Annotated in this window: 25 protein-coding genes; 10 read left to right on the forward strand and 15 right to left on the reverse strand. The window is 70.4% G+C overall.

Going from position 1 to position 26,707, the window contains the following annotated elements:
• Nucleotides 1-2: 2 nt before the first annotated feature.
• From tal to ACFXJ8_RS32305, 6 genes are all read left to right on the forward strand, one after another.
• Nucleotides 3-1,094, forward strand: a complete 1,092-nt coding sequence (tal, locus tag ACFXJ8_RS32280; RefSeq protein ID WP_379647769.1) for a transaldolase — start codon at nt 3-5, stop codon at nt 1,092-1,094.
• Nucleotides 1,095-1,096: 2 nt separating this feature from the next.
• Complete coding sequence (locus ACFXJ8_RS32285) at nt 1,097-2,701, forward strand: glucose-6-phosphate isomerase (protein ID WP_379647770.1); 1,605 nt, start codon at nt 1,097-1,099, stop codon at nt 2,699-2,701.
• 1 nt (nt 2,702) lies between these two features.
• Nucleotides 2,703-4,304, forward strand: a complete 1,602-nt coding sequence (gene zwf, locus ACFXJ8_RS32290) for a glucose-6-phosphate dehydrogenase (RefSeq protein WP_379647771.1) — start codon at nt 2,703-2,705, stop codon at nt 4,302-4,304.
• 8 nt (nt 4,305-4,312) lie between these two features.
• Nucleotides 4,313-5,212, forward strand: a complete 900-nt coding sequence (opcA, locus tag ACFXJ8_RS32295; RefSeq protein ID WP_379647772.1) for a glucose-6-phosphate dehydrogenase assembly protein OpcA — start codon at nt 4,313-4,315, stop codon at nt 5,210-5,212.
• A 223-nt stretch (nt 5,213-5,435) separates the two neighbouring features.
• A complete protein-coding gene (pgl, locus tag ACFXJ8_RS32300; RefSeq protein ID WP_379647773.1) occupies nt 5,436-6,212 on the forward strand; it encodes a 6-phosphogluconolactonase in 777 nt (258 codons plus the stop codon).
• 124 nt (nt 6,213-6,336) lie between these two features.
• Complete coding sequence (locus ACFXJ8_RS32305; protein WP_379647774.1) at nt 6,337-7,551, forward strand: S8 family peptidase; 1,215 nt, start codon at nt 6,337-6,339, stop codon at nt 7,549-7,551.
• 61 nt (nt 7,552-7,612) lie between these two features.
• Here ACFXJ8_RS32305 and add read toward each other — a convergent pair whose 3' ends face one another.
• The 4 genes from add to ACFXJ8_RS32325 form a co-directional block, all read right to left on the reverse strand.
• On the reverse strand, nt 7,613-8,623 hold the full coding sequence (add, locus tag ACFXJ8_RS32310; protein WP_379647775.1) for an adenosine deaminase: 1,011 nt from the start codon (nt 8,621-8,623) through the stop codon (nt 7,613-7,615).
• 67 nt (nt 8,624-8,690) lie between these two features.
• Nucleotides 8,691-9,269, reverse strand: a complete 579-nt coding sequence (locus ACFXJ8_RS32315; protein ID WP_379647776.1) for a TetR/AcrR family transcriptional regulator — start codon at nt 9,267-9,269, stop codon at nt 8,691-8,693.
• A gap of 10 nt (nt 9,270-9,279) precedes the next feature.
• Nucleotides 9,280-10,116 carry an oxidoreductase gene (locus ACFXJ8_RS32320; RefSeq protein WP_379647777.1) on the reverse strand — a complete coding sequence of 279 codons (837 nt, stop codon included), beginning with the start codon at nt 10,114-10,116 and terminating at the stop codon, nt 9,280-9,282.
• A gap of 38 nt (nt 10,117-10,154) precedes the next feature.
• Nucleotides 10,155-10,871 carry a hypothetical protein gene (locus ACFXJ8_RS32325; RefSeq protein WP_379647778.1) on the reverse strand — a complete coding sequence of 239 codons (717 nt, stop codon included), beginning with the start codon at nt 10,869-10,871 and terminating at the stop codon, nt 10,155-10,157.
• A gap of 70 nt (nt 10,872-10,941) precedes the next feature.
• Here ACFXJ8_RS32325 and ACFXJ8_RS32330 point away from each other — a divergent pair, with 70 nt between their 5' ends.
• Complete coding sequence (locus tag ACFXJ8_RS32330) at nt 10,942-11,496, forward strand: Clp protease N-terminal domain-containing protein (RefSeq protein ID WP_379647779.1); 555 nt, start codon at nt 10,942-10,944, stop codon at nt 11,494-11,496.
• Here ACFXJ8_RS32330 and ACFXJ8_RS32335 read toward each other — a convergent pair.
• Nucleotides 11,493-12,509: a GNAT family N-acetyltransferase gene (locus ACFXJ8_RS32335; RefSeq protein ID WP_379647780.1), complete on the reverse strand. Its 1,017-nt coding sequence runs from the start codon at nt 12,507-12,509 to the stop codon at nt 11,493-11,495. The two genes, ACFXJ8_RS32330 and ACFXJ8_RS32335, sit on opposite strands and share 4 nt — an antisense overlap.
• Nucleotides 12,510-12,616: 107 nt before the next feature.
• On the opposite strand from ACFXJ8_RS32335, the gene ACFXJ8_RS32340 reads away from it, so the two are divergent.
• Together ACFXJ8_RS32340 and ACFXJ8_RS32345 are read left to right on the forward strand one after the other, a co-directional pair.
• On the forward strand, nt 12,617-14,011 hold the full coding sequence (locus ACFXJ8_RS32340) for an NAD(P)/FAD-dependent oxidoreductase (protein ID WP_379647781.1): 1,395 nt from the start codon (nt 12,617-12,619) through the stop codon (nt 14,009-14,011).
• An 11-nt stretch (nt 14,012-14,022) separates the two neighbouring features.
• Nucleotides 14,023-15,630: an amidohydrolase gene (locus ACFXJ8_RS32345; protein ID WP_379647782.1), complete on the forward strand. Its 1,608-nt coding sequence runs from the start codon at nt 14,023-14,025 to the stop codon at nt 15,628-15,630.
• Here ACFXJ8_RS32345 and ACFXJ8_RS32350 read toward each other — a convergent pair.
• From ACFXJ8_RS32350 to gap, 6 genes are all read right to left on the reverse strand, one after another.
• Nucleotides 15,627-16,046, reverse strand: a complete 420-nt coding sequence (locus ACFXJ8_RS32350) for a spore-associated protein A (RefSeq protein WP_379647783.1) — start codon at nt 16,044-16,046, stop codon at nt 15,627-15,629. The two genes, ACFXJ8_RS32345 and ACFXJ8_RS32350, sit on opposite strands and share 4 nt — an antisense overlap.
• 167 nt (nt 16,047-16,213) lie before the next feature.
• The gene (locus ACFXJ8_RS32355; protein ID WP_183661989.1) at nt 16,214-16,558 is read right to left on the reverse strand and encodes an RNA polymerase-binding protein RbpA; all 345 of its coding nucleotides are present in this window, start codon (nt 16,556-16,558) and stop codon (nt 16,214-16,216) included.
• A 69-nt stretch (nt 16,559-16,627) separates the two neighbouring features.
• Entirely contained in the window at nt 16,628-16,858 is a 231-nt protein-coding gene (secG, locus tag ACFXJ8_RS32360; protein WP_358139007.1) for a preprotein translocase subunit SecG, read from the reverse strand.
• Nucleotides 16,859-16,956: 98 nt separating this feature from the next.
• A complete protein-coding gene (gene tpiA / locus ACFXJ8_RS32365; protein ID WP_379647784.1) occupies nt 16,957-17,742 on the reverse strand; it encodes a triose-phosphate isomerase in 786 nt (261 codons plus the stop codon).
• Nucleotides 17,743-17,790: 48 nt separating this feature from the next.
• Entirely contained in the window at nt 17,791-18,969 is a 1,179-nt protein-coding gene (locus ACFXJ8_RS32370) for a phosphoglycerate kinase (protein WP_379647785.1), read from the reverse strand.
• Nucleotides 18,969-19,973: a type I glyceraldehyde-3-phosphate dehydrogenase gene (gene gap / locus ACFXJ8_RS32375; protein WP_379647786.1), complete on the reverse strand. Its 1,005-nt coding sequence runs from the start codon at nt 19,971-19,973 to the stop codon at nt 18,969-18,971. The genes ACFXJ8_RS32370 and gap overlap by 1 nt, the downstream gene beginning before the upstream one ends.
• Before the next feature lie 184 nt (nt 19,974-20,157).
• Here gap and ACFXJ8_RS32380 point away from each other — a divergent pair, with 184 nt between their 5' ends.
• Entirely contained in the window at nt 20,158-20,658 is a 501-nt protein-coding gene (locus ACFXJ8_RS32380) for a hypothetical protein (protein ID WP_379647787.1), read from the forward strand.
• 389 nt (nt 20,659-21,047) lie between these two features.
• On the opposite strand, the gene whiA is transcribed toward ACFXJ8_RS32380, so the two are convergent.
• From whiA to uvrC, 4 genes are all read right to left on the reverse strand, one after another.
• A complete protein-coding gene (gene whiA / locus ACFXJ8_RS32385; protein ID WP_358138997.1) occupies nt 21,048-22,028 on the reverse strand; it encodes a DNA-binding protein WhiA in 981 nt (326 codons plus the stop codon).
• 72 nt (nt 22,029-22,100) lie between these two features.
• Entirely contained in the window at nt 22,101-23,018 is a 918-nt protein-coding gene (gene yvcK / locus ACFXJ8_RS32390; RefSeq protein ID WP_379647791.1) for a uridine diphosphate-N-acetylglucosamine-binding protein YvcK, read from the reverse strand.
• A gap of 299 nt (nt 23,019-23,317) precedes the next feature.
• Nucleotides 23,318-24,205, reverse strand: a complete 888-nt coding sequence (gene rapZ / locus ACFXJ8_RS32395; RefSeq protein ID WP_379647788.1) for an RNase adapter RapZ — start codon at nt 24,203-24,205, stop codon at nt 23,318-23,320.
• Between the two features lie 7 nt (nt 24,206-24,212).
• A complete protein-coding gene (gene uvrC / locus ACFXJ8_RS32400) occupies nt 24,213-26,120 on the reverse strand; it encodes an excinuclease ABC subunit UvrC (RefSeq protein ID WP_379647789.1) in 1,908 nt (635 codons plus the stop codon).
• Nucleotides 26,121-26,707: the final 587 nt, after the last annotated feature.

The raw sequence follows: 26,707 nt of genomic DNA on the forward strand, positions 1-26,707 counted from the left end.
ACATGTCGGAAAACCTGAAGAAGCTCACCGGCCAGGGTGTCTCCATCTGGCTCGATGACATCAGCCGCGAGCGCCTGCGCAGCGGCAACCTGGAGCAGCTGATCCGCGAGAAGAACGTCGTGGGTGTGACCTCCAACCCGACGATCTTCGCCAACGCGCTCAGCAAGGGCGACGCCTACGACGCCCAGCTGCACGACCTCGCCGTCCGCGGCGTCGACGTGGGCGAGGCCGTGCGCGCCATCACCACCTACGACATCCGCTGGGCCGCCGACGTGCTGCGCCCGGTCTACGACGCCACGGGCGGCCTCGACGGCAGGGTGTCACTCGAGGTCGACCCGCGCCTGGCGCGCGAGACCGACAAGACGATCGCCGAGGCGCGCTTCCTGTGGTGGGCGGTCGACCGGCCCAACCTGCTCATCAAGATCCCCGCGACCGTCGAGGGCCTGCCCGCGATCACGCAGGCGATCTCCGAGGGCATCAGCGTCAACGTCACGCTGATCTTCTCCCTCGAGCGCTACCGGCAGGTCATGGACGCCTGGCTGGCCGGCCTCGAGGCCGCGCAGGCCAAGGGGCTCAACCTGGCGACCATCGAGTCGGTGGCCTCCTTCTTCGTCAGCCGCGTCGACACCGAGATCGACAAGCGGCTCGACAAGGCGGGCAAGCCGGAGCTGAAGGGCAAGGCGGGCGTGGCCAACGCGCGCCTGGCCTACGCCGCCTACGAGGAGGTCATGAACTCCGAGCGCTGGCAGCGTCTGCGCGCCGCCGGCGCCCGTCCGCAGCGTCCGCTGTGGGCCTCCACCGGCGTCAAGGACCCCAACTACGTCGACACGATGTACGTCGACGAGCTGGTGGCCCCCGGCACGGTCAACACCATGCCGGAGAAGACGCTCGACGCCGCCGCCGACCACGGCCGGATCACCGGCGACACCGTCCGTCCCTTCTACGAGCAGGCGTGGAACACCATGGCCGCGCTCAAGGAGGCGGGCATCGACTACGACGACGTCGTGAAGGTGCTCGAGGACGAGGGCGTCGACAAGTTCGAGGCTTCGTGGAACGACCTGCTCGACAGCGTCACCAAGAAGCTGGCCGTCTGACGATGGACGTGATCTACCGCGAGGAGGGGGTGGCCGAGGCCGCCGCCTCCGTCGCGGCGCGGCTGGCCGACGCCCCCGCCCGCCTCGCGGCGGGCGATCCCACCCTGTGGGGGGCGGCGGCCGAGCCCGAGGCGGCGCACCGCCTCGGCTGGCTCACGCTGCCGCGCTCCTCGCGCGAGCTGCTGCCCGAGCTCGACAAGCTCGTGGAGCGGGCCGGCGCCGAGGGCCTCGACCACGTGGTCCTGGCGGGCATGGGCGGCTCCTCGCTGGCGCCCGAGGTCATCTGCGACACCGCGGACGTGCCGCTGACCGTGCTCGACACCACCGATCCCCATCAGGTACGGCGGGCGCTCGACGACCGGCTCGACCGCACGATCGTGGTGGTGGCCAGCAAGAGCGGCTCGACCGTCGAGACCGACAGCCAGCGCAGGATCTACGAGCAGGCCTTCAGGTCGGCGGGCATCGACCCCGCCGGCCGGATCGTGGTCGTCACCGACCCAGGCTCGCCCCTGGAGCGCGAGGCTGCCGAGGCCGGCTACACGATCTTTCTGGCCGACCCCGACGTCGGCGGGCGCTACTCCGCGCTGTCGGCGTTCGGCCTGGTGCCGAGCGCGCTGGCGGGAGCGGACGTGGCCGAGCTGCTCGACGAGGCCGAGGCGGTGCTGCCCGCGCTGCGGCTGACCGAGGGCAACCCGGGGCTGGCCCTCGGCGCGGCGCTCGGCGGTGCCGCGCTGGCCGGGCGCGACAAGCTGATCCTCGAAGACCAGCTGAGCGAGATCAACGGCCTGCCGTACTGGATCGAGCAGCTGGTGGCCGAGTCCACCGGCAAGCTTGGCAAGGGCATCCTGCCCGTCGTCGCCGCCGAGCCGAGGGGCGGCCGCGACGAGCTGGTGGTCGCCATCGAGTCCGACGACGGCGACGTCAGGGTCGACGGCTCGCTCGGCGCGCAGTTCCTGGTGTGGGAGTACGCCACGGCCCTGGCCGGGCTCGTGCTCGGCGTCAACCCCTTCGACCAGCCCGACGTGGCCGAGGCGAAGGACAACACCGCCCGCGTGCTGGCGCAGGGGCCGCAGCTCGCCGCGCCCGCGCTGGTCGACGGGCCCGTCGAGGTGTACGGCGAGACCCACGCCAAGGACCTGTCCGGCGTGCTCACCCAGCTGCTGCACGCCATCCCGCCGCACGGCTACCTGGCCGTCATGGCCTACCTCGACCGGCTGGCCGCCTTCGACGCGCCCATCCCCAAGGACGCCGACTTCGAGCAGATGACCGAGGCGTGGACGGCGGCCGACGCCCAGACGCTGCGGGCGCTGCTGGCCGTACGGACCGAGCGGCCGGTGACCTTCGGCTGGGGGCCGCGCCTGCTGCACTCGACGGGCCAGTACCACAAGGGCGGGCCGTCGAACGGGGTGTTCCTGCAGATCACCGGTGCCGTGCCGGCCGACGTCCCGATTCCGGGCAAGCCCTACACGCTGGGCGAGCTGCAGCTCGCGCAGGCGCTGGGCGACCAGCGGGCGCTCCTCGATCGAGGGCGGCCCGCCATACGACTGCATTTGACCGACCGCGTAGCGGGGATCGCGCACCTGCTCGCAGCCGCACAGGAGGTCTGAGATGACGGATCCGGCAGCGCCCGTGGAGGAGGCCGTCGCCGCGGCGGTCGCCGCCGCGGCGACGGCCACCACTCTTGAGGCGGCCGCCGCCAACCCGCTGCGTGACCCGCGGGACAAGCGGCTGCCCAGGGTGGCGGGCCCATGTGTGCTGGTACTTTTCGGCGTGACCGGAGACCTGGCCAAGCGCAAGCTGCTGCCGGCGATCTACGACCTGGGCAACAGGGGGCTGCTGCCGCCCGGTTTCTCCCTCGTCGGTTTCGCCAGGCGCGACTGGGCCAACCAGGACTTCGCGCAGCTCACGCATGACGCGGTGAAGGAGCACGCGCGCACGCCCTTCCGCGAAGAGGTCTGGAAGCAGCTGGCCGAGGGCATTCACTTCGTGCCGGGCGAGTTCTCCGACGACGGCGCGTTCGACGCGCTGGCGATGGCGTTGAAGGAGATCGACCAGACGAGGGGGACGGGCGGCAACTACGCGTTCTACCTGTCGGTCCCGCCGAAGTTCTTCCCCACCGTGGTCAAGCAGCTCAAGCGCACCGGCCTGGCCGACGCGCCCGAGGGCTCGTGGCGGCGCGTGGTGATCGAGAAGCCGTTCGGGCACGACCTGAAGAGCGCGCACGAGTTGAACGAGATCACCAACGAGGCCTTCCCCGAGAGCTCGATCTTCAGGATCGACCACTACCTGGGCAAGGAGACGGTCCAGAACATCATGGCGCTGAGGTTCGCCAACAACCTCTACGAGCCCATCTGGAACCGCGGCTACGTCGACCACGTGCAGATCACCATGGCCGAGGACATCGGCCTGGCCGGGCGCGCCGGCTACTACGACGGCATCGGCGCGGCCCGCGACGTGATCCAGAACCACCTGCTCCAGTTGCTGGCGCTGGTGGCGATGGAGGACCCCACCTCCTTCGACGCCAACGCGCTGCGCAGGGAGAAGGAGAAGGTGCTCAAGGCGGTGCGGCTGCCCGACGACCTGTCGCAGTACACCGCCCGCGGCAAGTACGCGGCCGGCTGGCAGGGCGGCGAGAAGGTCGTCGGATACCTGGAGGAGGAGGGCATCCCCGCCGACTCCAAGACGGAGACCTACGCGGCCATCAAGCTGGAGATCGCCAACAGGCGCTGGGCTGGCGTGCCGTTCTATCTGCGCACCGGCAAGCGGCTGGGCCGCCGCGTCACCGAGGTGGCGGTGGTCTTCCAGAAGGCGCCGCACCTGCCGTTCAGCAAGGACGACACCGAGATCCTCGGCCACAACGCGCTGGTCATCAGGGTCCAGCCGGACGAGGGCATCACGGTGCGCTTCGGCTCGAAGGTGCCGGGCACCGCGATGGAGGTGCGCGATGTGTCCATGGACTTCGCCTACGGCGAGTCGTTCATGGAGTCCTCGCCCGAGGCGTACGAGCGGCTGCTGCTGGACGTGATGATCGGCGACCCGCCGCTGTTCCCGCACCAGCGCGAGGTCGAGCTGTCGTGGAAGATCCTCGACCCGATCGAGGAGTTCTGGGCGACGCAGGGGCAGCCCGAGGACTACCCGGCGGGCACGTGGGGCCCGCCGTCGGCGGACGAGATGATGGCCCGCGACGGCCGGGTGTGGAGGCGACTGTGACGTCTTTTATGTTGACCGATACCACCGCTGGGAAGATCTCCGCGCAGCTCACCCGGTTGCGGCACCAGATGGGCGCCCCGGCGATCGGCATGGTGCTGACGCTGGTGGTGGTCTGTGACGAGCGTGACCAGTACGACTCGGTCCGCGCCGCCACCGAGGCCGCCCGCGAGCACCCCTCGCGGATCCTCGTGGTGATCAAGCGGGAGACCGACGAGGCCAACCGCCTCGACGCCGAGCTGCGCGTCGGCGAGTCCACGCCCGGCGAGGTGGTGGTGCTGCGCCTGTACGGCGAGCTGACCGACCACGCCGACTCGGTGGTCAGCCCGCTGCTGCTGCCCGACACCCCCGTGGTGGCGTGGTGGCCAGGCGACGCTCCGGCCGTACCCGCCAGGGACCCGATCGGGGCGCTGACCCAGCGCCGGATCACCGACGCCAAGTCCGCCCATGAGGCCATCAAGGTGCTGGCGGGCCGGGCCAAGGGTTACGCCCCCGGCGACACCGACCTGGCGTGGGCCAGGCTGACGCCGTGGCGCAGCCTGCTGGCCGCGGCCTTCGACCAGCCGGTGGGCAGGGTCAAGAAGGGCTTCGTCGACGCGGCCGCCGGAAACCCCAGCGCGCCGCTGCTGGCGGCGTGGCTGTCGGAGCGGCTGGGCGCGCCGGTGAAGGTGGCCGACTCCGTCGGTCCAGGCCTGACCGCGGTACGGCTGTCGCTCGACGGCGGAGAGGTGGCCATCACCCGCAGCGATGCCCGCCTGGCCACGCTCGCGCGTCCTGGGCAGCCGGACCGGCATGTGGCGCTCGCCCGGCGCAGCACCTCTGAGCTGCTGGCCGAGGAACTGCGCAGGCTCGACCCCGACGAGACCTACGAGGCGGCGCTGAAGCGGCTGGCCCGCTCGCACAAGTCCTGAGCATGGCGGTTCGAGGGTCCCGGGTTCGACGGAATCCGGGACCCTCGCCGTCTCTCGGGCGCCCACCACCTCGGGCCTCCAGAAGACGGAACCGAAGTCCGCCGCCCGAGAGCCGACGCGACCCGACCCTTCACCTCGGGCCTCCGGAAGACCGCGCCGAAGTCCGGCACGGCACCCGAGAGGCGACGCGAGCCGCACCCTCGCGCCTCGATAGGGTGTGATCGTGAGCGTTCCCAACGTAGTCGTGCACCGCGACGCCGACGTGCTGGCCAAGGCCGTCGCCGCGCGGATCATCACCCGCCTGGTCGACGTGCAGTCGGCGACGGGTTCGGCGTCGCTGGTGCTGACCGGCGGCACGGTCGGCATCGCCACCCTGGCCGCGATCGCCGAGACGCCCGCGCGTGACGCGGTCGACTGGCGCAAGCTGGACATCTGGTGGGGTGACGAGCGGTTCCTGCCCGCGGGCGACGAGGAGCGCAATGAGACGGGCGCCCGCAAGGCGCTCCTCGACCACGTCGACCTCGACCCCGAACGCATCCACGTCATGCGGGGGCCCGACTCCGGCATGACGGCCGAGGAGTCGGCCGACGCCTACGCCGAGGAGTTGCGCAGGGCGGCCCGTCCCGAGGACCACGGGCCCGTTCCCTCGTTCGACGTGATGCTGCTCGGCATGGGCCCCGACTCGCACGTGGCCTCGCTGTTCCCCGGCAATCCCGCGGTCTACGACACCCGTTCGGTGGTGGCCGTGCACGGCTCGCCGAAGCCGCCGCCGGTGCGCATCTCGCTGAGCTTCTCCGCCATCCAGGCCGCACGCGAGGTGTGGGTGGTGGCCGCGGGCGCGGAGAAGGCGGGAGCCGTACGGCTGGCGCTGGCGGAGGGTTCGGGCCAGGTGCAGGTGCCGGCGGCGGGCGCAAGGGGGCGGCTGCGCACGCTCTTCCTGCTCGACAGGGCCGCCGCGGCGAAGATCCCGCCGGGGCTCGGCCGGATCGCCTCGCCGTGAAGCGGGCCTGAGTCGCGAGAACCTTCGGGGCATAAGCGGATTTGACATCAGATTTTAGGTCTTGTCAGCCCCGAAAGTGTTTTTTACCTTCGTGGTCACCGACCCACGAAGGGACACACCCCCCATGGTCTTACGTCGCTCGGCCTTACGTCGCTGGGCCGCGGTCATCGCCGCGGCCGCCGCCGTACTCGCGAGTTCCGCCCCCGCCCTGGCCGACCCCGAGCCGTCGGGCAAGCTGGTCACCCCTAGCGCCGAACCGGAGAACCTCGTCCCCGGCGCCTACATCGTGGTCCTGAAGAACCGGCCCGAGGTGTCGAGGGCCGCCACCGACCTGACCGCCAAGCACGGCGGCACCAAGTTCAGGGAGTACCGCCACGCCCTGCGCGGCTTCGCCGTCCACGCCAGCCAGAAGGAGGCCGAGGCCCTGGCGGCGGACCCGTCGGTCGCCTACGTGCAGCAGGTGGTGGTGCACCGCGCCTCCGAAGCCCAGCCGAACCCGCCATCGTGGGGCCTGGACCGCATCGACCAGCGCAACCTGCCGCTCAACAACGACTACACCTACGGGCCCACCGGCGCGGGCGTGCACGCGTACATCATCGACACCGGCATCAGGCCCTCCCACAACGACTTCAGCGGGCGCGCCTCGATCGGGTTCGACGCGATCGGCGACGGTCAGAACGGCAACGACTGCCACGGCCACGGCACGCACGTGGCGGGCACGACCGGCGGTTCGGCGTACGGCGTGGCCAAGGGCGTGACGCTGGTCGGCGTCCGGGTGCTCAACTGTGAGGGTTCGGGCACCACCGACCAGGTCGTGGCCGGCATCGACTGGGTCACCGCGAACGCCGTCAAGCCCGCCGTCGCCAACATGAGCCTCGGCGGCAGCGCCGACGCCGTGCTGGACACCGCGGTCAAGAACTCCATCGCCTCGGGCGTCTCCTACGCGATCGCGGCGGGCAACGGCCTGTTCGGGCTGTTCGCGCTGGACGCCTGCACCCAGTCGCCCGCCCGTGTGCCCGAGGCGATCACCGTCTCGATCACCAACACCTCCGACACCAAGCCGTCGTGGGGCAACCGCGGCACCTGCGTGGACCTGTTCGCCCCCGGCTACAACATCACCTCGGCGTGGAAGGATTCCGACACCGCGACGAGCACGATCAGCGGCACGTCGATGTCCACCCCGCACGTCGCCGGGGCCGCCGCCCTCTACCTGCAGGGCCACCCTGGCGCCACGCCCCAGCAGGTGAGCGACGCGATCGTCAACAACGCCACGACCGGCGTCGTCAAGAGCCGCGGCAGCGGCTCGCCCAACCGTCTGCTCTACGTCCCCGGCCTGTAGCGACCCATGGAACCGGCCCCCCGCGGACGTGCCTGCCCCTGTCCGCGGGGGCGCCCCCGGCTCAGCCCAGGGCGTCGATCTCGGTCAGCAGCGCCCGCTTGCGGTCCTGCCTCAGATACGAGGCCTGTACGGCGTTGCGCGCCAGCTGCGCCAGCTCTGCCTGGCCCAGCCCGAACACGTGCGCGGCCAGGCGGTACTCGGCGGCCAGCGTCGTGGCGAACATCGGCGGGTCGTCGCTGTTGAGCGTGACGAACAGCCCCTCCTCCAGCATGCGGGGCAGCGGGTGGTCCTCGATCCGCTTCACCTGTCCTGTGCACACGTTGGAGGTCGGGCAGACGTCCAGCGGCAGTTGCCTCTCCCTCAGGTGGGCGATCAGGCGGGGGTCGTCCAGAGCGTTGATGCCGTGTCCGATCCGCTCGGCGCCGTACCCCTCGATGACCTCCCACACCGTCTCGGGACCGGACATCTCGCCGCCGTGCGGGACGCTGTGCAGGCCCGCCGCGCGGGCGGCGGTGAAGGCGTCGCGGTAGGCGTCCCGGTAGTGGGCCCGCTCCTGCTCGATCCCGCCGATGCCGAAACCTACCAATGCGGCGGGAGGTTCGTTCAGCGCGTGGTCGAGCGTGACACGGGCCGCCTCCTCGCCGTACTCGCCGGGGATGTCGAAGATGTAGGCCATCTCGACGCCGTGCTCGTCGAGGGACCGCCGCGCGGCCAGGTCGAGCGCCTCGGTGACCGCGCGCATCGGCAGCTTGCGCACCCAGTGCGCGTACGGCGTGACCTGCAGCTCGACATAGCGGCAGTTCTGTGGGGCGAGGTCGCGGGCCAGCCCGGTCACCAGCGCGGCGATGTCCTCGGGCTCGCGCACCAGGTCGTTGACCGCCCGGTAGACCTCGGCGAAGTGGGGGAAGTCGCGGAAGGTGTAGAAGGCCCGCAGTTCCTCCTCGCCGGTCGGCACGCCGCTGCCGGGGTGGCGGCGCGACAGTTCGAGCACGGTCGGCACCGAGGCGGAGCCGACCAGGTGGACATGGAGTTCGACCTTGGGCAGGCGGTCGATGAAGTCGTCGATGCTCATGCCGACGACCTTAGGCACGCGCTCCCCCGGCCAGAAAGGCTTGGACGGCGAATCTGACAACAACTCGTCAGGTTTGGGCTGCCCAGGCGCGAGTGAGTGGAAGCAGCACACCGTCGACCGCCTCGGCGGCGAAGGCGTCGTCGAGCGGCGGCCCGATGAAGATCAGCCGGTGCCAGACGAGCGCCTCCACGACCTCGAACAACCGGCCCGCCTCGACGGCCTCCGGCAGCTCGCCGCGTGCCACCGCCCGCTCGACCAGCCGCGAGGTGCCCACCAGGTCGCGCACGGGCATGTGCTGCCGCAGCGTCCTGGCCAGTTCCTGGTGGGAGACGAGCGTGGACGACAGCCCCATGATGAGCCCGTGCTTGCGCTCGGCCGCCGCCGACAGGCCCCTGACGACCTCGACGAGGTCGCCGCGCAGCGACCCGGTGTCGGGCACCGGCGGCACGTCCATGTCGAAACGGCGGCAGATGACATCGACGACGAGTTCGGGCTTGCCCGCCCAGCGCCGGTAGATGGTGGCCTTGCTGGCCTTGGCGCGCTTGGCGATCTGGTCGACCGACATCCGGTCGTAGCCCATCTCCGACAGCAGGTCGAAGGTGGCGTCGAGGATGGCCTTCTCCCTGCCCGGGTCAAGTGGTGGCACGCGCGCGTCCTTAGTTGTGGGCGAACTCCTGGAATCGTACGCCGGTGAGCTCGGTCGAGATCTCCCACAGCCGCGCGGCCAGTGCCTCGTCGAGAGCGTCCTTACTGGGCCTCAGCGGTTTGGACTTGGGCCCGAGGTACTCCCCTCCCCTGATGAGCGGCGAGGTCGCCGCGTAGAGGGAGGGCACCGCGCCGTCCTCGGCGCTGTGGAGGAAGAGCTTCAGCAGCGGCTGGAAAGGACCGAGCGAGAAGAAGTTCGTGGCGGTGGCGCCCGGGTGGGTGGCCACCGACAGCAGCGCCGAGCCTGCCAGCCTGGCTCTGCGCTGCAGTTCGAAGGTGAACAGCAGGTTGGCCAGCTTGGAGCGGCCGTAGGAGGTCATTTTGCCGTAGCCGCGCTCGAGACCGAGGTCGTCGAAGTCGAGCTTGCCGACCTTGTGGGCGTCGCTGGCCACGTTGACCACCCGGGGGGCGGGCGCGGCCAGCAGGTGCGGCAGCAACAGCCCGGTGAGCGCGAAGTGGCCCAGGTGGTTGGTGCCGAACTGCAGCTCGAAACCGTCCTTGGTCTCGCCGCGCGGGATCATGCCGATGCCCGCGTTGTTGATCAGCAGGTCGACCCGCTCCACGCCGGCGGCGAACTCCCTCACCGAGGACAGGTCGGCCAGGTCGAGCCTGCCGAAGGTGACGTCGGCGCCGGGGACGTCGCGCCGGATGCCCTCCACCGCCGCCCTGCCGCGTTCCGGGTCGCGGGAGGCGACGGTCACCCGCGCGCCGCGCCTGGCCAGTTCACGCGCCGTGGGCAGGCCGATGCCGCTGTTGGCGCCCGTGACGATCGCCGCGAGTTCGGACATGGAACCTCCAGGTGTACGAAACGGTTTCGTACACCACTCTATCGGTTCAGCCGCGCCCGCGCGTGGGCCTCCTCCCTCCTGGCCACCTCCGCCCGCTGCTCGGCCTCCGCGAGCTTTCTGCGGGCCTTGGCCAGCTTCTTCTCCAGGTCCGCCACCTTCGCGGCCCGCTCGTCCCTCTCCTGTACGGCCTGCGCCAGCGTGGCCCGCCATTCCTCGTGCGCGGCGGTGGCCTCGGCCAGCTCCTTGGCCCTGCGATCCTCAGCGGCCCGCCGGTCCTCCTCCGAGGGCTTGCGAGCGGGACGCGACTTCGCGACAGGCGCGGGAGCGAAGCCGCTGTAGCTGAGCGGCTTGGCCAGGCGGCCGCGCCGTACCTCCTCGGCGGCGTCGGCGTCGACCGTGGCGGCATCGAGCGTCTGCTCGACCTCGGCCCCGGCCGAGGGAGCCAGCCGCAGCAGCCGCCGGGAGAGCCTGGAGCGCCGGGCGGTCAGCTCGGCCAGCGCCTCGGCGTCCTGCGCCGCCCACGCGGCGCGCAGTTCCTCGCCCAGATCCAGCAGCTCGGCCAGCGCGGCGGGGTGGGCGCGGGAGAGCTGGTTGACCGCCCACGCGGCGACCGTGGGCTTGCGCAGCGCGGCCACCAGGCGGGCGAGATCGGGCTGTCCCGCCTGCTTGGCGGCGCGGGCCTCGGCCTCGCGCGCGGCGATGAACTCGGCCACGGGCAGCGAGTAGAGCCGGTCGGCGATCTCGTCAAGATCCACACTTGACAAGTACCCCACACGGCCCGATTCGTAGCGCATAGTGGAAGAAGCCAACACGAGCGGAGGCCCCGTGTTCGAGCGCTTCACCGACTGTGCCCGCAGGGTGGTCGTCCTCGCCCAGGAAGAGGCCAGGATGCTCGACCACGACTACATCGGCACCGAACATCTGCTCCTGGGCCTGGTCCACGCCGACGACGCCATCGCGGCGATGATCCTGCACGACTGCGGCGCCGGCCTCGGCGAGCTGCGCGACACGATCGAGGAGATCGTCGGACGGGGCTCCGCGCCGCCGGGAAGCCACATCCCGTTCACGCCGCACGCCAAGAAGGTGCTCGAGCTCTCCCTGCGCGAGGCCCTTCAGCTCGGCCACCACCACATCGGCACCGAGCACGTCCTGCTCGGGCTGATCCACGAGGGCCAGGGCGTGGCCGCCCAGGTGCTGGTCAGCAAGGGGCTCGACCTGCACAGGCTCAGGCAGCGCGTGCTCCACAAGCTGCGTGCGACGGAGGCCAGAGAGCGCCCGCAGCTCGACCACCGCCTCCAGCAGATCCAGGAGAGCCTCGACCGGATCGAGCGCCGCCTGGACGCCCTGGGCGCACCCCCTGACCCCGCTGGGCAGGATTAGACCAGCGCGCCCACCGCCAGCCGCGTCTCCACGACACCCGGGTCCTCGGTGTAGCCCAGGGTGGCGCCCAGCGAGATCATCAGGCGGCGCATGCGCGTGTTGTCCGACAGCAGCGAGGCCCGGACCTCGGCGTAGCCGAGATCGCGCGCCTGCTGCACCAGCATCCTGGCCAGCGCCGCGCCCAGACCGCGCCCCTGCCAGCGGTCCTCGACGAGCAGGGCCATCTCGGCGATGCCCGGATCGGGGGTGAACATCAGGCTGGCCAGCGCGACGACCTGCCCGTCGTGACCGGCCACGAGCGAGTGCCCCCTGCCGCGGTCGCACAACCGCTCGAACACCCGCGGCGGCAGGGTGGGCATCGCGGTGAAGTAGCGGAACCTGCGGCTTTCCGGCGAGCACCGGTCGTGCAGGTCCTTGACGGCCTCGCGGTAGATGGTGGTCAGCGGCTTGACCGTGGCCTCAGTGCCGTCGGCCAGCCTGATGTGCCGCTCGGCGCCGACGGGGTCGGCGGGCGGCTGGGCCAGCCGTACGAACGAGGCGGCGCGGGCGGCCTCGGTCAGCGTGAAGGGCAGCTCGCTCCTGCGCACCTTGATGGCCCGTTTGGCGGCCACGGGAACGATCAGGAGGGTCGGGTCGGGAAGATCGCGCACGGCGTCACCATAGACCCAGCGGGCGTCGTCCGCGCGCAGCAGCTCGGCCAGCAGCTCGGGCAGCCGCCACGGGGTGGCGCGCAGGCGGGAGGCCAGCAGCAGCGCCCTGGTCGGCTCGTCGGTCAGCTCGTGCGCCGTCGCCGCGACGACCTGGACGCGGCGGCCGCCCGCCGCCTCCAACGCCGCCTTGACCGCCTCGGGGGCGGCGGGAATCTCGGCGACGAACTCGTCGACCGTGCCGTCGATGTCGGGCTGGACGCTCAGCCCGAGGATGTTGCCGCCCCGCTCGGCGAGCGCCGCCGCCAGCGAGGCCAGCCTTCCGGGCCGTTCGTCGACCGTGGTACGGATGCGCAGAAATCCCATGCCGCAAGGATGCGCCGCATTTGTTACAGCTGCTGACTGGAAGTGTTTCATCACGAATTCCGTGGCGAGATGCACGAAGATATGCGGATATAGCAGGATGTACCGTCATGAGCACGCGTGTTCCTTCGTTCAGCGACGACTTCGTCAACGGAGACGTCTCCTTCTGGCATCGCTCACTCGGCGACCTGCCCCCCGCTCCCGCTCTCGACGGCGACCGCAGGGCGGACGTGGCGATCGTGGGCGCGGGTTATACGGGGCTCTGGACGGCGTACTACCTCAAGCGGGCCAGGCCCTCTCTCGACGTCGTGGTGCTGGAGAAGGAGTTCGCCGGGTTCGGCGCCTCGGGGCGCAACGGCGGCTGGCTGACCGGCGACCTGGCCGGCACCCATGAGCGCTACGCCAGGACGCACGGCGTGGAGGCGACCAGGCTGCTGCAGCGCGAGATGTACTCCTCGATCGACGAGGTGATCGAGATCTGCGAGAAGGAGGGCATCGACGCCGACATCGTCAAGGGCGGGGTGCTCAACGTCGCCAGGGGCAGCGCCCAGGCGGCGCGGCTGCGCGCCTCGGTCGCCGCGGGCGCGAAGTGGGGCGTCGAGGCCACCTTGCTGACCTCCTCGCAGCGGGAGGCCAGGCTGCGCGTGGCGGGCGCGATCCAGGCCTCGTGGAGCCCGCACTGTGCCAGGATTCACCCCGGCAAGCTCGTGCGCGGCCTGGCCAGGGCCGTCAGGGAGTCGGGGGTGGAGATCTTCGAGCGCACGCCGGTCGAGGAGATCGCGCCGCACCGGGCGGTCACACCGTACGGCACGGTCACCGCCGACTACGTGATCAGGGCCACCGAGGGCTTCACCGCCACGATCAAGGGCCTGCGGCGGCAGTGGCTGCCCATGAACAGCTCGATGATCGTCACCGAGCCGCTGCCCGACTCCTTCTGGGAGCAGGTCGGCTGGGAGGGCGCCGAACTGCTCGGCGACCTGGCCCACTACTACATGTACGCCCAGCGCACCGCCGACGGCCGGATCGCCTTCGGTGGCAGGGGCAAGCCCTACCTGTACGGCTCGCGCGTGGACGCCCGCGGCCGTACCCACGACTGGACCATCGAGGCGCTGTGGTCGCTGCTGGTCGACTTCTTCCCCGCCGCCGCCTCCGCCAGGATCGCCCACGCCTGGTCGGGCGTGCTCGGCGTGCCGCGCGACTGGTGCTCCACGGTCCACGTCGACCACGCCACCGGCCTCGGCTGGGCCGGCGGGTACACCGGACACGGCGTCACCACGACCAACCTGGCCGGCCGTACCCTACGCGACCTGATCCTGGACGAGCCGAGCCGGCTCACCGGCCTGCCGTGGGTGGGCCGCGAGGTGCGCGCGTGGGAGCCCGAGCCGCTGCGCTGGCTCGGCGTCCACTCCATGTACCGCCTCTACCGCGCGGCCGACGCCCGCGAGCGCTCGATGCGCCGCACCTCCGCCCTGGCCCGCCTCGCCGACCTGATCACCGGTCACTAAGGAGTATCTGGATGCACACCCTCTTCCGCGGCGGCCGCGTCTTCACCGCCACCGGATCGTCCCCCACCGACGACGCCGTGCTCGTGCGCGACGGCGTGATCGTCGCCGTCGGCCCCGAGTCCGACCTGGTACGGCAGGCGCCCGCGCACGAGACGGTGGACCTCGACGGCGGCCTGCTCATTCCCGGCGTCACGGACGCGCACATCCACCCCGTGCAGGCGGGGCTCGAACACGCCAAGTGCGACCTGTCGGAGATCTACGGGCTGGAGGCCTACACCGCGGCCATCGCGGCCTACGCCGACCGCTGCGACAAGGAGTGGATCGACGGCGGCGGCTGGGACATGGCCGCCTTCCCCGGCGGCCTGCCGCACCGCTCCCAGCTCGACTTCCTCGACCGGCCCGCCTATCTGATCCAGCGCGACCACCACGCCGCCTGGGTCAACACCCGCGCGCTGGAGCTGGCGGGCATCACCCGCGACACCCCCGACCCCGCCGACGGCAGGATCGAGCGCGACGCCGACGGCACCCCGAGCGGCGTGCTGCACGAGGGCGCGATGGACCTGGTGGGCCTGCTCACCCCCCGGCCGACCGCCGACGACCTGGACGCCGCCCTGCTGACGGCGCAGCGGCACCTGTTCTCGCTGGGCATCACCGGCTGGCAGGACGCGATCGTCGGCTCCTACGCCGGCTCCGACGACCAACTGCCGACCTACCTGTCGGCGGCCAAGGCAGGGCGGCTGAAGGCGCGCGTCGTCGGTGCGCTGTGGTGGGACCGCGCCCAGGGCGCCGAGCAGATCGAGTCGCTGATCGAGCGCAGGGCCATGGCCGACGGCCTGGACAGGTTCAGCGCGGGCGCGGTGAAGATCATGCAGGACGGCATCGCCGAGAACTTCACCGCCGCGGTGATCGAGCCCTACTGCAGGTGCGGCGGCACCGGGCTGTCCTACATCGACCCCACCGCGCTGCGCGGGTACGTCGCCGAGCTCGACCGGCACGGCTTCCAGGTGCACTTCCACGCCATCGGCGAGCGAGCCGTACGGGAGGCGCTGGACAGCTTCGAGGGCACCTCCCCCGCCAACCGGCACCACATCGCGCACCTGCAGATCATCGAGCCCTCCGACGTGCCGCGCTTCGCCGCGCTCGGCGTGACGGCGAACCTGCAGCCGCTGTGGGCCACCCACCACGCCCAGATGGACGAGCTGACGCTGCCCTTCCTGGGCGAGGAGCGCTCGGCGTGGCAGTACCCGTTCGCGTCACTGCTGTCGCACGGGACACGCCTGTGCGCGGGCAGCGACTGGCCGGTGTCGAGCGCCGATCCGATCCAGGGGATGCACGTGGCGGTCAACCGTACCGAGCCCGGAGGCTCCGTCCACGCCGACTACCCCACGGCGCAGACGCCGTTCCTGCCGGGCGAGCGGATCGACCTGGCGACCGTGATGACCGCCTACACGGCGGGCTCGGCCTGGATCAACCGCTCGCCCGCCGGGACGATCGAGCCTGGACGGCCCGCCGACCTGGTCGTCCTGGACCGCGACCCGTTCGCGCTGCCCGCGCCGGAGATCTGGACGACCCAGGTCCGCCTGACCTTCGTGGACGGCGAGCCGGTCTACCAGCGTTAGCCGCAGTTGCCCCAGCTGGACCGGCCGCCGCTGGCCCTGGTGCCGCTGGGGCTGTCGATCAAGCCCCGGTACTTCACGCACGTGCCACGGGCGTCGGCGTGGACGGGCCCGCCGTAGTACTTCACGTTCTCCGAGAGCCCGAAGACGCTTCCGCCCTTGACCGCGATCTCCACGTACGTGGACGTCGCGGTCCCGACGTAGGCGCTCTTGACCACCGACACGCAGTTCTTGCCGGTGCCGCTGTTGTAGGTCAGGTAGACGGTGCCGTACGTGGAACCGCTGGAGGTCTTGACGGGGGCCTGGGCCACGACGTTGTAGCCGGAGCCGCAGTAGGCGTCGGCGTGGGCGGCGGAGGGGATCGCCAGAACCGCGGCAGCGGAGAGGGCGGCGGCGGCGATGGACAGCGTTCTCTTCAAAACTGAGTTCCCTTGCTGTGGTGACTCTCGAACGCGATCATCATGCCGTGACATTGCGGACATGCCAATATCGTTTTTTGACAATGTCCGTTACCCCGAGTAACACGGGGCTTCCAACACGAAGACCCCGGCCCGCGCGGGCCGGGGTCTTCGTGTCGTCGGAAGTCCTACCAGGGGGACTTGTTGGCGCGCAGGCGCTCGAGGGCCTCCTCGAGGATGGCCTTGCCGTCCTTGTCGCTCCTGCGCTCCTTCACGTAGGCCAGGTGCGTCTTGTACGGCTCGTTCCTCGGGGGAGCCGGCGGCGCCGCCTCGTCCTGACCGGCCGGCAGGCCGCAACGGGGGCAGTCCCACGTCTCGGGGACGGCCGCGTCGCTGGCGAAGCTGGGGCGCGTCTCATGCATGTTGGCGCACCAGAACGAGACCCGCACTCTCGGAGCTGCCTCGCCGCGCTCGGCCTCCCCCATAGGGCCTGCGCCGACTCGGCTGCCACGGATCGCGTTGCCACTACCCACGGATGAACTCCTCGCTCGATCGCCCCGCGTGCGGCGGGGGGAGAATCACTGTCACGCGTTGCCGTGCTGTCAGGGCTTGAGCAGCAGGCCAAGGGCGATGATGCAGACGAACCACACGATGCCGGTGATGATGGTCAGCCGGTCGAGGTTGCGCTCCACCACCGAGGAACCGCCGAAGTTCGACGAGAAGCCGCCGCCGAACATGTCGGACAGACCTCCGCCCTTACCCTTGTGGAGCAGCACCAGCAGGATCATCAGGCAGCTCGCCAGGATGAGGGCGATGGAGATTCCGATAGTCACCGTAGACCCGTTCTTTCAATGCTCTGTTCGCGCGACGATTCAAACTTGCTTCTAGAGGGTACGACCTGCTGTCAAGTCGCACCCTCCGAACGCTGCAGTTAGCCAGACATTTCGCCGAAACGGCAGATCTTGACGTACTCCCCTGCATCGAGGCTTGCACCGCCCACGAGGGCGCCGTCGATGTCGGGCTGAGCCATGATCCCGGCGATGTTGTCAGACTTGACCGAGCCTCCGTAAAGGATACGGATGCCAGCGGCTACTTCGGGCGTGTAGAGCGCGGCGAGTCGTGCCCGAAGCGCGCTGCACACCTCCTGTGCGTCCTGCGGAGTGGCCACCTCACCGGTGCCGATCGCCCAGACCGGTTCGTAGGCCACCACTATCGATTGTGCCTGCTCCGCGGTGATTCTGCGCAGAGCGCCATCGAGTTGTGACGTGCAGTGGGCCACCTGGGCCCCCGCGTGCCGGACCCCGAGGTCCTCGCCGACGCACAGGATCGGCGTCAGGGAGTGCCGGTAGGCGGCGTGGACCTTGGCGTTGACGACGTTGTCGCCCTCGTCGTGGTACTGCCGCCGCTCGGAGTGGCCGATCGTCACGAAAGTGCAACCGAGCTTGGCCAGCATCGCGCCCGACACCTCGCCGGTGTAGGCGCCGCCGTCATGCTGGGACAGGTCCTGCGCGCCGTACACGATGCGCAGTTTGTCGCCGTCGACCAGCGTCTGCACGCTGCGCAGGTCGGTGAACGGCGGCAGCACCGCCACCTCGACCTTGTCGAAGTCTTTGTCGTTGAGCGCGAATGCCAGCCTCTGGACCAGCGCGATGGCCTCGAGATGGTTGAGGTTCATCTTCCAGTTGCCGGCGATGAGCGGCTTGCGCGGGCTGCTCAAAGCTCGCTCACCACGCATCCGCGCTCGCCGCGTCGCGTTCGCTGCACGTCAGTCCTCCAGGGCGGCCAGACCGGGCAGGGTCTTGCCTTCGAGATACTCGAGGCTAGCCCCACCACCGGTGGAAATGTGGGAGAAGCCGTCCTCGGGCAGGCCGAGCTTGCGTACGGCTGCCGCCGAGTCGCCGCCGCCGACCACGGTGAAGGCCTCGGAAGCGACCAACGCCTCGGCCACCGCGCGAGTTCCCCCGGCGAACGCGTCGAACTCGAACACGCCCATCGGGCCATTCCAGAAGACGGTGCGCGCGTCGGCCAGCTTGCTCGCGAACAGCTCGCGGCTCCTCGGGCCGATGTCGAGCCCCTGCCGGTCGGCGGGGATCGCGTCGGCCTCGACCACCTCGAAGTCGGCGTCCTCGGCGAAGTGCGTGGCCGCCAGCACGTCGACGGGCAGCACGAGGTCCACTCCGCGCTTGGCCGCCTCGTTGAGGAAGCCGCGCACCTGGTCGAGCTGGTCCTCCTGCAGCAGCGACCCGCCCACCTCGTGGCCCTGGGCCTTGAGGAAGGTGTAGGCCATGCCGCCGCCGATGAGCAGCCTGTCGACCTTGGTCAGCAGGTTGGCGATGACGCCGAGCTTGTCGGAGACCTTCGCGCCGCCGAGCACGACCACGTAGGGCCGCTCGAGGTCGTCGGTGAGCTTCTTGAGCACCTCGACCTCGGCCACGACCAGCCCGCCGGCCGCGTGCGGCAGCAGCTTCGGCACGTCGTAGACGCTGGCGTGCTTGCGGTGCACGGCGCCGAAGCCGTCGCCGACGTACAGCTCGGCCAGCGCGGCCAGCCGCTCGGCGAAGGCGCGCCTGACCTCGTCGTCCTTGGACTCCTCGCCGGGCTCGTAGCGCAGGTTCTCCAGCAGGGCCACCTGGCCGTCCTGGAGGGCCTCCACCGTCTCGGTCCCGATGACCTCGGGCGAGAAGGCGACGTCCTGGCCCAGCAGCTCACCCAGGCGCCTGGCGACGGGCCTGAGGGAGTACTTGGGGTTCGGCTCGCCCTTGGGGCGGCCCAGGTGGGCGCAGACGACGACCTTCGCGCCGCGCTCCACCAGGGTCCTGATCGTCGGCACCGACGCCCGGATGCGGCCGTCATCGGTGATCGTCTCCCCGTCGAGGGGGACGTTGAGGTCGGCGCGCACCAGGACGCGCCGCCCCTTCACGTCGAGATCGTCGAGCGTGCGCATCAGAGGTCAGCGCCCACCAGCTGAATGAGGTCGGCGAGGCGGTTGGAGTAGCCCCACTCGTTGTCGTACCAGCCGACGACCTTCACCTGGTTGCCGATGACCTTGGTCAGGCCCGCGTCGAAGATGCAGGAGGCGGGGTCGGTGACGATGTCGCTGGAGACGATCTCGTCCTCGGTGTAGGTGAGGATGCCCTTGAGCGGGCCCTCGGCGGCGGCCTTGACGGCGGCGTTGACCTCTTCGACGGTGACCTCGCGGGCCAGGTCGACGGTCAGGTCGGTGGCCGAGCCCGTGGGGATCGGCACGCGCATCGCGAAGCCGTCGAGCTTGCCCTTCAGCTCGGGCAGCACCAGGCCGATGGCCTTGGCGGCGCCGGTGGAGGTCGGGACCACGTTGAGGGCGGCGGCGCGGGCCCTGCGCAGGTCCTTGTGCGGGCCGTCCTGCAGGTTCTGGTCCTGCGTGTAGGCGTGGATGGTGGTCATCAGACCCTTCTCGATGGTGAAGGAGTCGTGGATGACCTTGGCCATCGGGGCCAGGCAGTTGGTGGTGCAGGAGGCGTTGGAGATGATCGTGTGCGCGGCGGGGTCGTACTTGTCGTGGTTGACGCCCATCACGATGGTGATGTCCTCGCCCTTGGCGGGCGCGGAGATGATGACCTTCTTGGCGCCGTTGTCGGCGTGCACCTTGGCCTTGGCGGCGTCGGTGAACAGACCGGTCGACTCCACCACGACGTCGACACCCAGCTCGCCCCAGGGCAGCTTGGCGGGGTCGCGCTCTTCGAAGACCTTGATGGCCTTGCCGTCGACGGTGATCTCGTCGCTGGAAGCCTTCACCTCGTACGGCAGGCGGCCCAGAATGCTGTCGTACTTCAGCAGGTGGGCGAGCGTCGCATTGTCGGTCAGGTCGTTGACCGCGACGATCTCGATGTCCTTGCCGCTGGCGGCGACCGCTCGCCAGAAATTGCGGCCGATGCGACCGAAGCCGTTGACGCCTACGCGGATGCTCACGGAACCGTCTCCTCGTACGTGAATGGCGGGCTGAAACCTCAGCGCAAACACTATCGGACCTAAATTGGTTTAGACCACGTGAGGTCCCGCTCTGGATTTCGTCGATCCCCACACGTCATTTGTCCTAGTCGAGTAAAGTGCCCGACTCGTTACTGTCAACACGTCTCTTTCCTAGGACCTCACAATGACCCAGCAGAAGTCAGGATTGGTGCCCGGTGTCCTCATCGGCCTGGTGGCCATGCTCGTCGGCGCGGGCGTCCACGGGGCGGTCATCGGTGTCACGGAGTACAACCTCGGCGTCGTCGCGGTGCTGGTGGGCGTGCTGGTCGGCGTCGGCGTGACGGCGGTCAAACCGTCCAGCGCGGTCCTGCCCTGGCTGGCGGCGCTGTTCGGCCTCGTCGGAGCCGCGCTCGGCACCACGGCCGGCGTGGTCGCGCTCACCGTGAAGCTCGCCCCCGCGGGCACCGACTACCTGACCGCGGTTCGCACAGTGCTCGCGCAGTTCGACACGGTGATCCAGCAGGACCCGGTGGTCGTGCTGTTCTGGGTGATCAGCGCGGTGGCGGCGTTCATGTTCGTCAACAAGCGGATCAAAGCCGTCAGGGCGGCCCGCGCGGCCGCCGTACCGGAGCCCGCCGCTCCCCCGCAGGAGCCGATCAACCTGTTCACTCCCAGGAACCGCTGACCTCACGCGACCAGACGCCCGAACGACCCTTGCCGCACCCACACCCACCGCACCCGAGAGCCACCCGCCCGCGCCGGTCGCCCGGAGCCACCCGCTCGCGCAGCACACCCAACCGCCCGATCCCGCCGCGCCCAAAGCCACCCGTCCCCCGCAGCACACCGAACCGCCCGAATCCGCCGCACCCGAAACCGCTTCCTCGCGCAGCAACCGAACCGCCCGATCCCGCCGCACCCGGAGCCACCCACTCCCCGCAGCACACGCCGAAGGACATGCTCCGCCGTACCGCATGCGAACAGCGGCCAGCTGGCACCGCAGCGAGCGACCCGAGAACACCGCGGTCACCCCGATTCCACCCCGCGAGCGCCGCAGGGGGACGGCGCCCGCTTGGGTCACGGGGCGAGCATCTCCACGGTCAGGTTGGCCTCGGTGTTGGGGATGCCCAGGTCGGAGGCGCGCTTGTCGGCCATCGCCAGCAACCGCCTGATCCGGCCCGCGATGGCGTCCTTGGTCAGCGGCGGGTCGGCGATCTGGCCCAGCTCCTCCAGCGACGCCTGCTTGTGCTCCACCCGCAGCCGGCCCGCGATGACCAGGTGGTCGGGCGCGTCGTCGCCGAGGATCTCCAGCGCCCGCTGCACCCGCGCGCCCGCGGCGACCGCCGCGCGCGCCGAACGCCGCAGGTTGGCATCGTCGAAGTTGGCGAGCCTGTTGGCGGTGGCGCGCACCTCGCGGCGCATCCGCCGCTCCTCCCAGGCCAGCACACTGTCGTGGGCGCCGAGCCTGGTCAGCAGCGCGCTGATCGCGTCGCCGTCTCGCACGACCACCCTGTCGACGCCGCGCACCTCGCGCGCCTTGGCGTGGATCTTGAGCCGCCGCGCCGACCCCACCAGCGCGAGTGCCGCCTCCGGCCCGGGGCAGGTGACCTCCAGCGACATCGAACGGCCAGGCTCGGTCAGCGACCCGTGGGCGAGGAAGGCCCCCCGCCAGGCCGCCTCCGCGTCGCAGGACGCGCCCGCCACCACCTGGCGGGGCAGACCCCTGACCGGTCGGCCGTGGTTGTCGATCAGGCCGGTCTGCCTGGCCAGCGCCTCGCCGTCGCGGTAGACGCGCACGACGTAGCGCGAGCCCTTGCGCAGCCCGGCCGGAGCCAGCACGAGCACCTCGGCCTTGTGGCCGAAGACCTCGCCAATGTCCTTGATCAGCCGGCGGGCGGTGGCGTTGGTGTCGAGCTCGGCCTCGATCACGATGCGCCCGCCCACGAGGTGCAGCCCGCTCGCGAAGCGCAGCAGCGTGGACACCTCCGCCTTGCGGCAGCAGGGCTTGAGCACCGGCAGTCGGCTCAGCTCGTCCTTCACCACACCTGTCATTGCCATAAGCGTTAGTCCTCCCCCATACAGACCGGCTCCCAAGAAGTCTCTCGCACCTTCGCGCGACGCCGACCAGGATCAACGCTTCTGGAGGAAAATCTCGTCAAGGACGGAGGCAAGACGTCGTGGGTCATGCCTCGGCGAGCCGTCCTCGGCCGCCACGACGGCCGTGACCACCCGGCCGCCCAACGCGGCGGCGGCCTTCTCCAGCGCGTCGAGGTCGTCGACCACGCCCGTGTCGGCCAGCACCACGTCCACCGTGAGGTCGGGCGCGTGCTGCCTGAGCACCTCCAGGTGCTGCTGGGGCGAGAAGTCGTCGGTCTCGCCCGGCTGCGGGGCGAGGTTGAGCGTCACCAGCCGCTTGGCCCTGCTGACGTGGAGCGCCTCGGCCAGCTCAGGCACCTTCAGGTGCGGCAGCACACTGGTGAACCACGATCCTGGGCCGAAGACGACCCAGTCGGCGTCGAGGATCGCCTGCACGGCCTCGGGACGCGCGGGCGGATCCTCCGGCACCAGCGAGATGGCCTGGACTCTGCCAGGGGTGAGCGCGCACGCCACCTGGCCACGCACGGTCGAGATCACGCCGTCGAGCTCGACCTCGGCGACGATGTCGAGCGGCACCGAGGCCATCGGCAGCACCCTGCCGTGGGCGCCGAGCAGCCGCCCCACCCAATCGAGCCCGGCCACCGGGTCGCCCAGCAGCTCCCACAGGGCCACGATGAGCAGGTTGCCGACAGCGTGCCCGTGGAGGTCGCCCTCGCTCCTGAAGCGGTGCTGGACCACCTCGCTCCAGGTGCTGCCCCACTCGTCATCGCCGCACAGCGCGGCCAACGCCATCCGCAGGTCACCCGGCGGAAGCACGCCGAGCTCCCGCCTGAGCCTGCCGCTGGAGCCGCCGTCGTCGGCCACGGTCACGACGGCGGTGAGCTCGTCCGTCACGCTCCGCAGCGCAGTCAGCGAGACGTAGAGCCCATGCCCGCCGCCCAGCGCGACCACCTTCGGCCCGCCGCCCGCTCGCCCACCGGCCTGACCCAGCGCGTCTTCCCGGGTTGCCGACTCACCCCCATCGGACAATTCCGGCGCGTCTTCCCGAATCGCCGGCTCACGACCATCGGACAATCCGGGCGCGACCTCCCGGGGTGCCCGCTCATGGCCCTCGGACAACCCCGGCGCGTCTTCCCGAACTACCGGCTCCCGCCCATCCCTCACTCCGGGCGCGTCTGCATGGGTTGCCTGCTCACGCCCATCGGGCACTCCCGGCGTGTCCTCCCGCGTTACCTGCCCACGCCCATCCGTCACTCCCGGCCCACATCCCGGTGACTCACCTGGACCTCCATCCCGCGGTCACGCAACCGGCCGCCAAGCTGCTCGGCCATGGCCACGCTGCGATGCTTACCGCCCGTGCAGCCCACCGCCAGCGTCGCGTAGCTCTTGCCCTCACGCGAGTATCCCGCTGCGACGATCTTGAACGCCTCCTCGTAGGCGTCGAGGAACTCCTTGGCCCCCGACTGCCCGAGGACGTAATCGCGCACGGGGACGTCGAGGCCGTTCATCGGCCGCAGCTCGGGCACCCAGTGCGGGTTGGGCAGGAAGCGGCAGTCGACCACGAGGTCGGCGTCGACGGGCAGGCCGTACTTGAAACCGAAGGAGACGACGTTGACCCGCAGGCCCGGCCTGTCTTCGCCGCCGAAGTAGGCGACGATCTTGTTGCGCAGCTCGTGGACGTTGTGCGCCGAGGTGTCTATCACCAGGTCGGCGTTGGCGCGCACCTCGCGCAGGATGCCGCGCTCGCGCGCGATGCCGTCGACCAGCCTGCCCTCGCCCTGCAGCGGGTGCGGCCTGCGGACGTTCTCGAACCTGCGCACCAGCTCCTCGTCGCTGGCCTCGAGGAAGACCACGCGGACGCGCACGCCGCGCCCCTCCAGCTCCTCGATCGCCGTGTTGAGGTCGGTGGTGAAGGCCAGGCTGCGCACGTCGACGACGGCGGCCACCTTGTCGGCGGCCAGCTTGACCCTGCCCGCCTCCTCGGCCATGGCGAACAGCAGCCCCGGCGGCAGGTTGTCGATGACGAACCAGCCCAAGTCTTCAAGCGCCTTGGCCGCGGTGCTGCGCCCGGCTCCTGACATGCCGGTCACGATGACGAACGCGGTTTCGGCGCGTCCTTGATGCTCTGGGCTGCTCATAACCTCACTACTCCTGGGCAAACCTTGACACGATGACCTCTGCGGTCGCACGGCCGATGCCGGGGACCTCGCAGATCTCGGCCACGGTGGCCTCGCGCAGCCGCTTCACAGAGCCGAAATGCTTGAGCAACGCCTGCCTGCGGGCCGGGCCGAGGCCGGGCACGCCGTCGAGCGCGCTCTCCTTCACCGTCTTGGACCGCTTGGATCGATGGTAGGTGATGGCGAAGCGATGTGCCTCGTCACGCACCCGTTGCAACAGGTAGAGGCCCTGACTGGCGCGCGGCAGGATGACCGGCTGATCGTCTCCGGGCAGCCAGACCTCCTCCAGCCGCTTGGCGAGCCCGCACACCGCCACGTCGTCGACGCCGAGCTCGTCGAGCGCCCGCTGCGCCGCCGCCGCCTGGGGCCCCGCGCCGTCGACCACCACCAGGTTGGGCGGGTAGGCGAACTTGCGGGGCTTGCCGGTCTCGGGGTCGATCGGCCCGTGGCCGTGCTCGTCCTCCGCCGTCAGCTCGCCGGTGGCCGAGCGCTCCTCCAGGTAGCGCTTGAACCTGCGGGTGATCACCTCGTGGATCGAGGCGACATCACCCTCCTTCGTCCGTACGGCGAAGCGGCGGTACTCGCTCTTGCGCGCGAGCCCGTCCTCGAAGACGACCATCGACGCCACGACGTTCTCGCCCTGCAGGTGGGAGACGTCGTAGCACTCGATGCGCAGCGGCGCCTGGTCGAGATCGAGCGCGTCGGCGATCTCCTGCAGCGCCAGGCTCCGCGTCGTCAGGTCGCTCGCCCTGCGCAGCTTGTGCTGGGCCAGCGACTCCTTGGCGTTGCGCTCGACGGTCTCCATCAGCGCCTTCTTGTCGCCCCGCTGCGGCACCCGCAGCTCCACCCTCGCGCCGCGCTGCTCGGCCAGCAACTCGGTGACGGCGTCGGCGTCCGGCGGCAGCGCCGGCACCAGCACCTCCTTGGGGATCTCGCCCTCGGCGTAGATCTGCAGCAGGAAGTGCTCGACCAGCTCGCCAGGCGTGGTCTCTTCGACCTTGTCGACCACCCAGCCGCGCTGACCCCTGATGCGCCCGGCGCGCACGTAGAACACCTGGACGGCCGCCTCCAGCGGATCTTCCACCAGCGCGATCACGTCGGCGTCGGTGGCGTCGCCGAGCACGACGGCCTGCTTCTCCAGCGCCCGCTGCAGCGCCTGGATGTCGTCACGGATGCGCGCGGCCCGTTCGTACTCCTGCTCGCCGGCCGCGGCGCGCATGTCCTGTTCGAGCTGTTTGATGAAGCGGCCGGTGTTGCCCGCCATGAAGTCGCAGAAGTCTTCGGCCAGGTCGCGGTGCTCCTGCGGGGTGACCCGGCCGACGCACGGGGCCGAACACTTGTCGATGTAGCCGAGCAGGCACGGCCTGCCGATCTGGCCTGCCCGCTTGAAGACCCCGGCCGAGCACGTGCGCACCGGGAAGACCCGCAGCAGCAGGTCGACGGTCTCGCGGATGGCCCACGCGTGGGAGTAGGGCCCGAAGTAGCGGGTGCCCTTCTTCTTCGCCCCGCGCAGCACCTGCACGCGCGGAAACTCCTCGCCCATCGTGACCGCGAGGTAGGGATAGGACTTGTCGTCGCGATACTTGACGTTGAAGCGCGGGTCGAACTCCTTGATCCAGGAGTATTCGAGCTGGAGCGCCTCCACCTCGGTGCCGACGACCGTCCAGTCGACGCCCGCCGCGGTGTTGAGCATGGTCTGGGTGCGCGGGTGCAGCCCCGCGAAGTCGGCGAAGTAGGAGTTGAGCCGCTGGCGCAGGCTCTTCGCCTTGCCCACGTAGATCACCCGGGCGTTGGCGTCCCGGAACCGGTAGACCCCTGGAGAATCGGGGATCGACCCCGGCTTCGGCCGGAAACTCAAGGTGCTCGCCACGTTCAAGAGCCTATAGGCCGCCACCGACAACCAAGCGCGATCCAGCCTCTGCCCACAGAACCGCCAAACCGGCCGTCCGCTTCGTTCACCTTCGCCGGGCCTCCCATCCACCTGCGGCCGGGGGCGATACCGCTCGCCGTACCCGACCGAAGACGTCGGGTACGGCGAGCCCCAGCCACCACGGGATACGCCGAACCCATGGAAACGGCAGCCCCACGGGTGCGCCGGGCTCGCAGGAATGCCGGGCTCGCAAGAATGCCGGGCTCAGGGAAACGGCAGCCCCACGGGGTGTGCCGGACCCACAGGAACGCCGGACCCGCGCTACGACGAGCCGCGGGTCCGACGAGCCTGGGCGTACAGCGAGGCTTTCGAGTACGGCGGGCTTTCGGGTACAGCGGGGCCTTGGCGTACAGCGGGCCTTGGCTACCACGGGCCTTGGGCTACCACGGACCTTGGACTGCTACGGGCTTTGGCGTGCAGCGGGGTTTCGGCTACAGCTGTCCTATCTCGCTTGATGGTTGACACTCTGGCTTCGCTTGATGCTTGACACCTTGATCGTCTTCTGTGCCTGCTCGTGGCGTTATCGGCGCTTC

The sequence above is a fragment of the Nonomuraea sp. NPDC059194 genome (assembly GCF_042754765.1).
In the GTDB taxonomy this organism is placed as follows: Bacteria; Actinomycetota; Actinomycetes; order Streptosporangiales; family Streptosporangiaceae; genus Nonomuraea.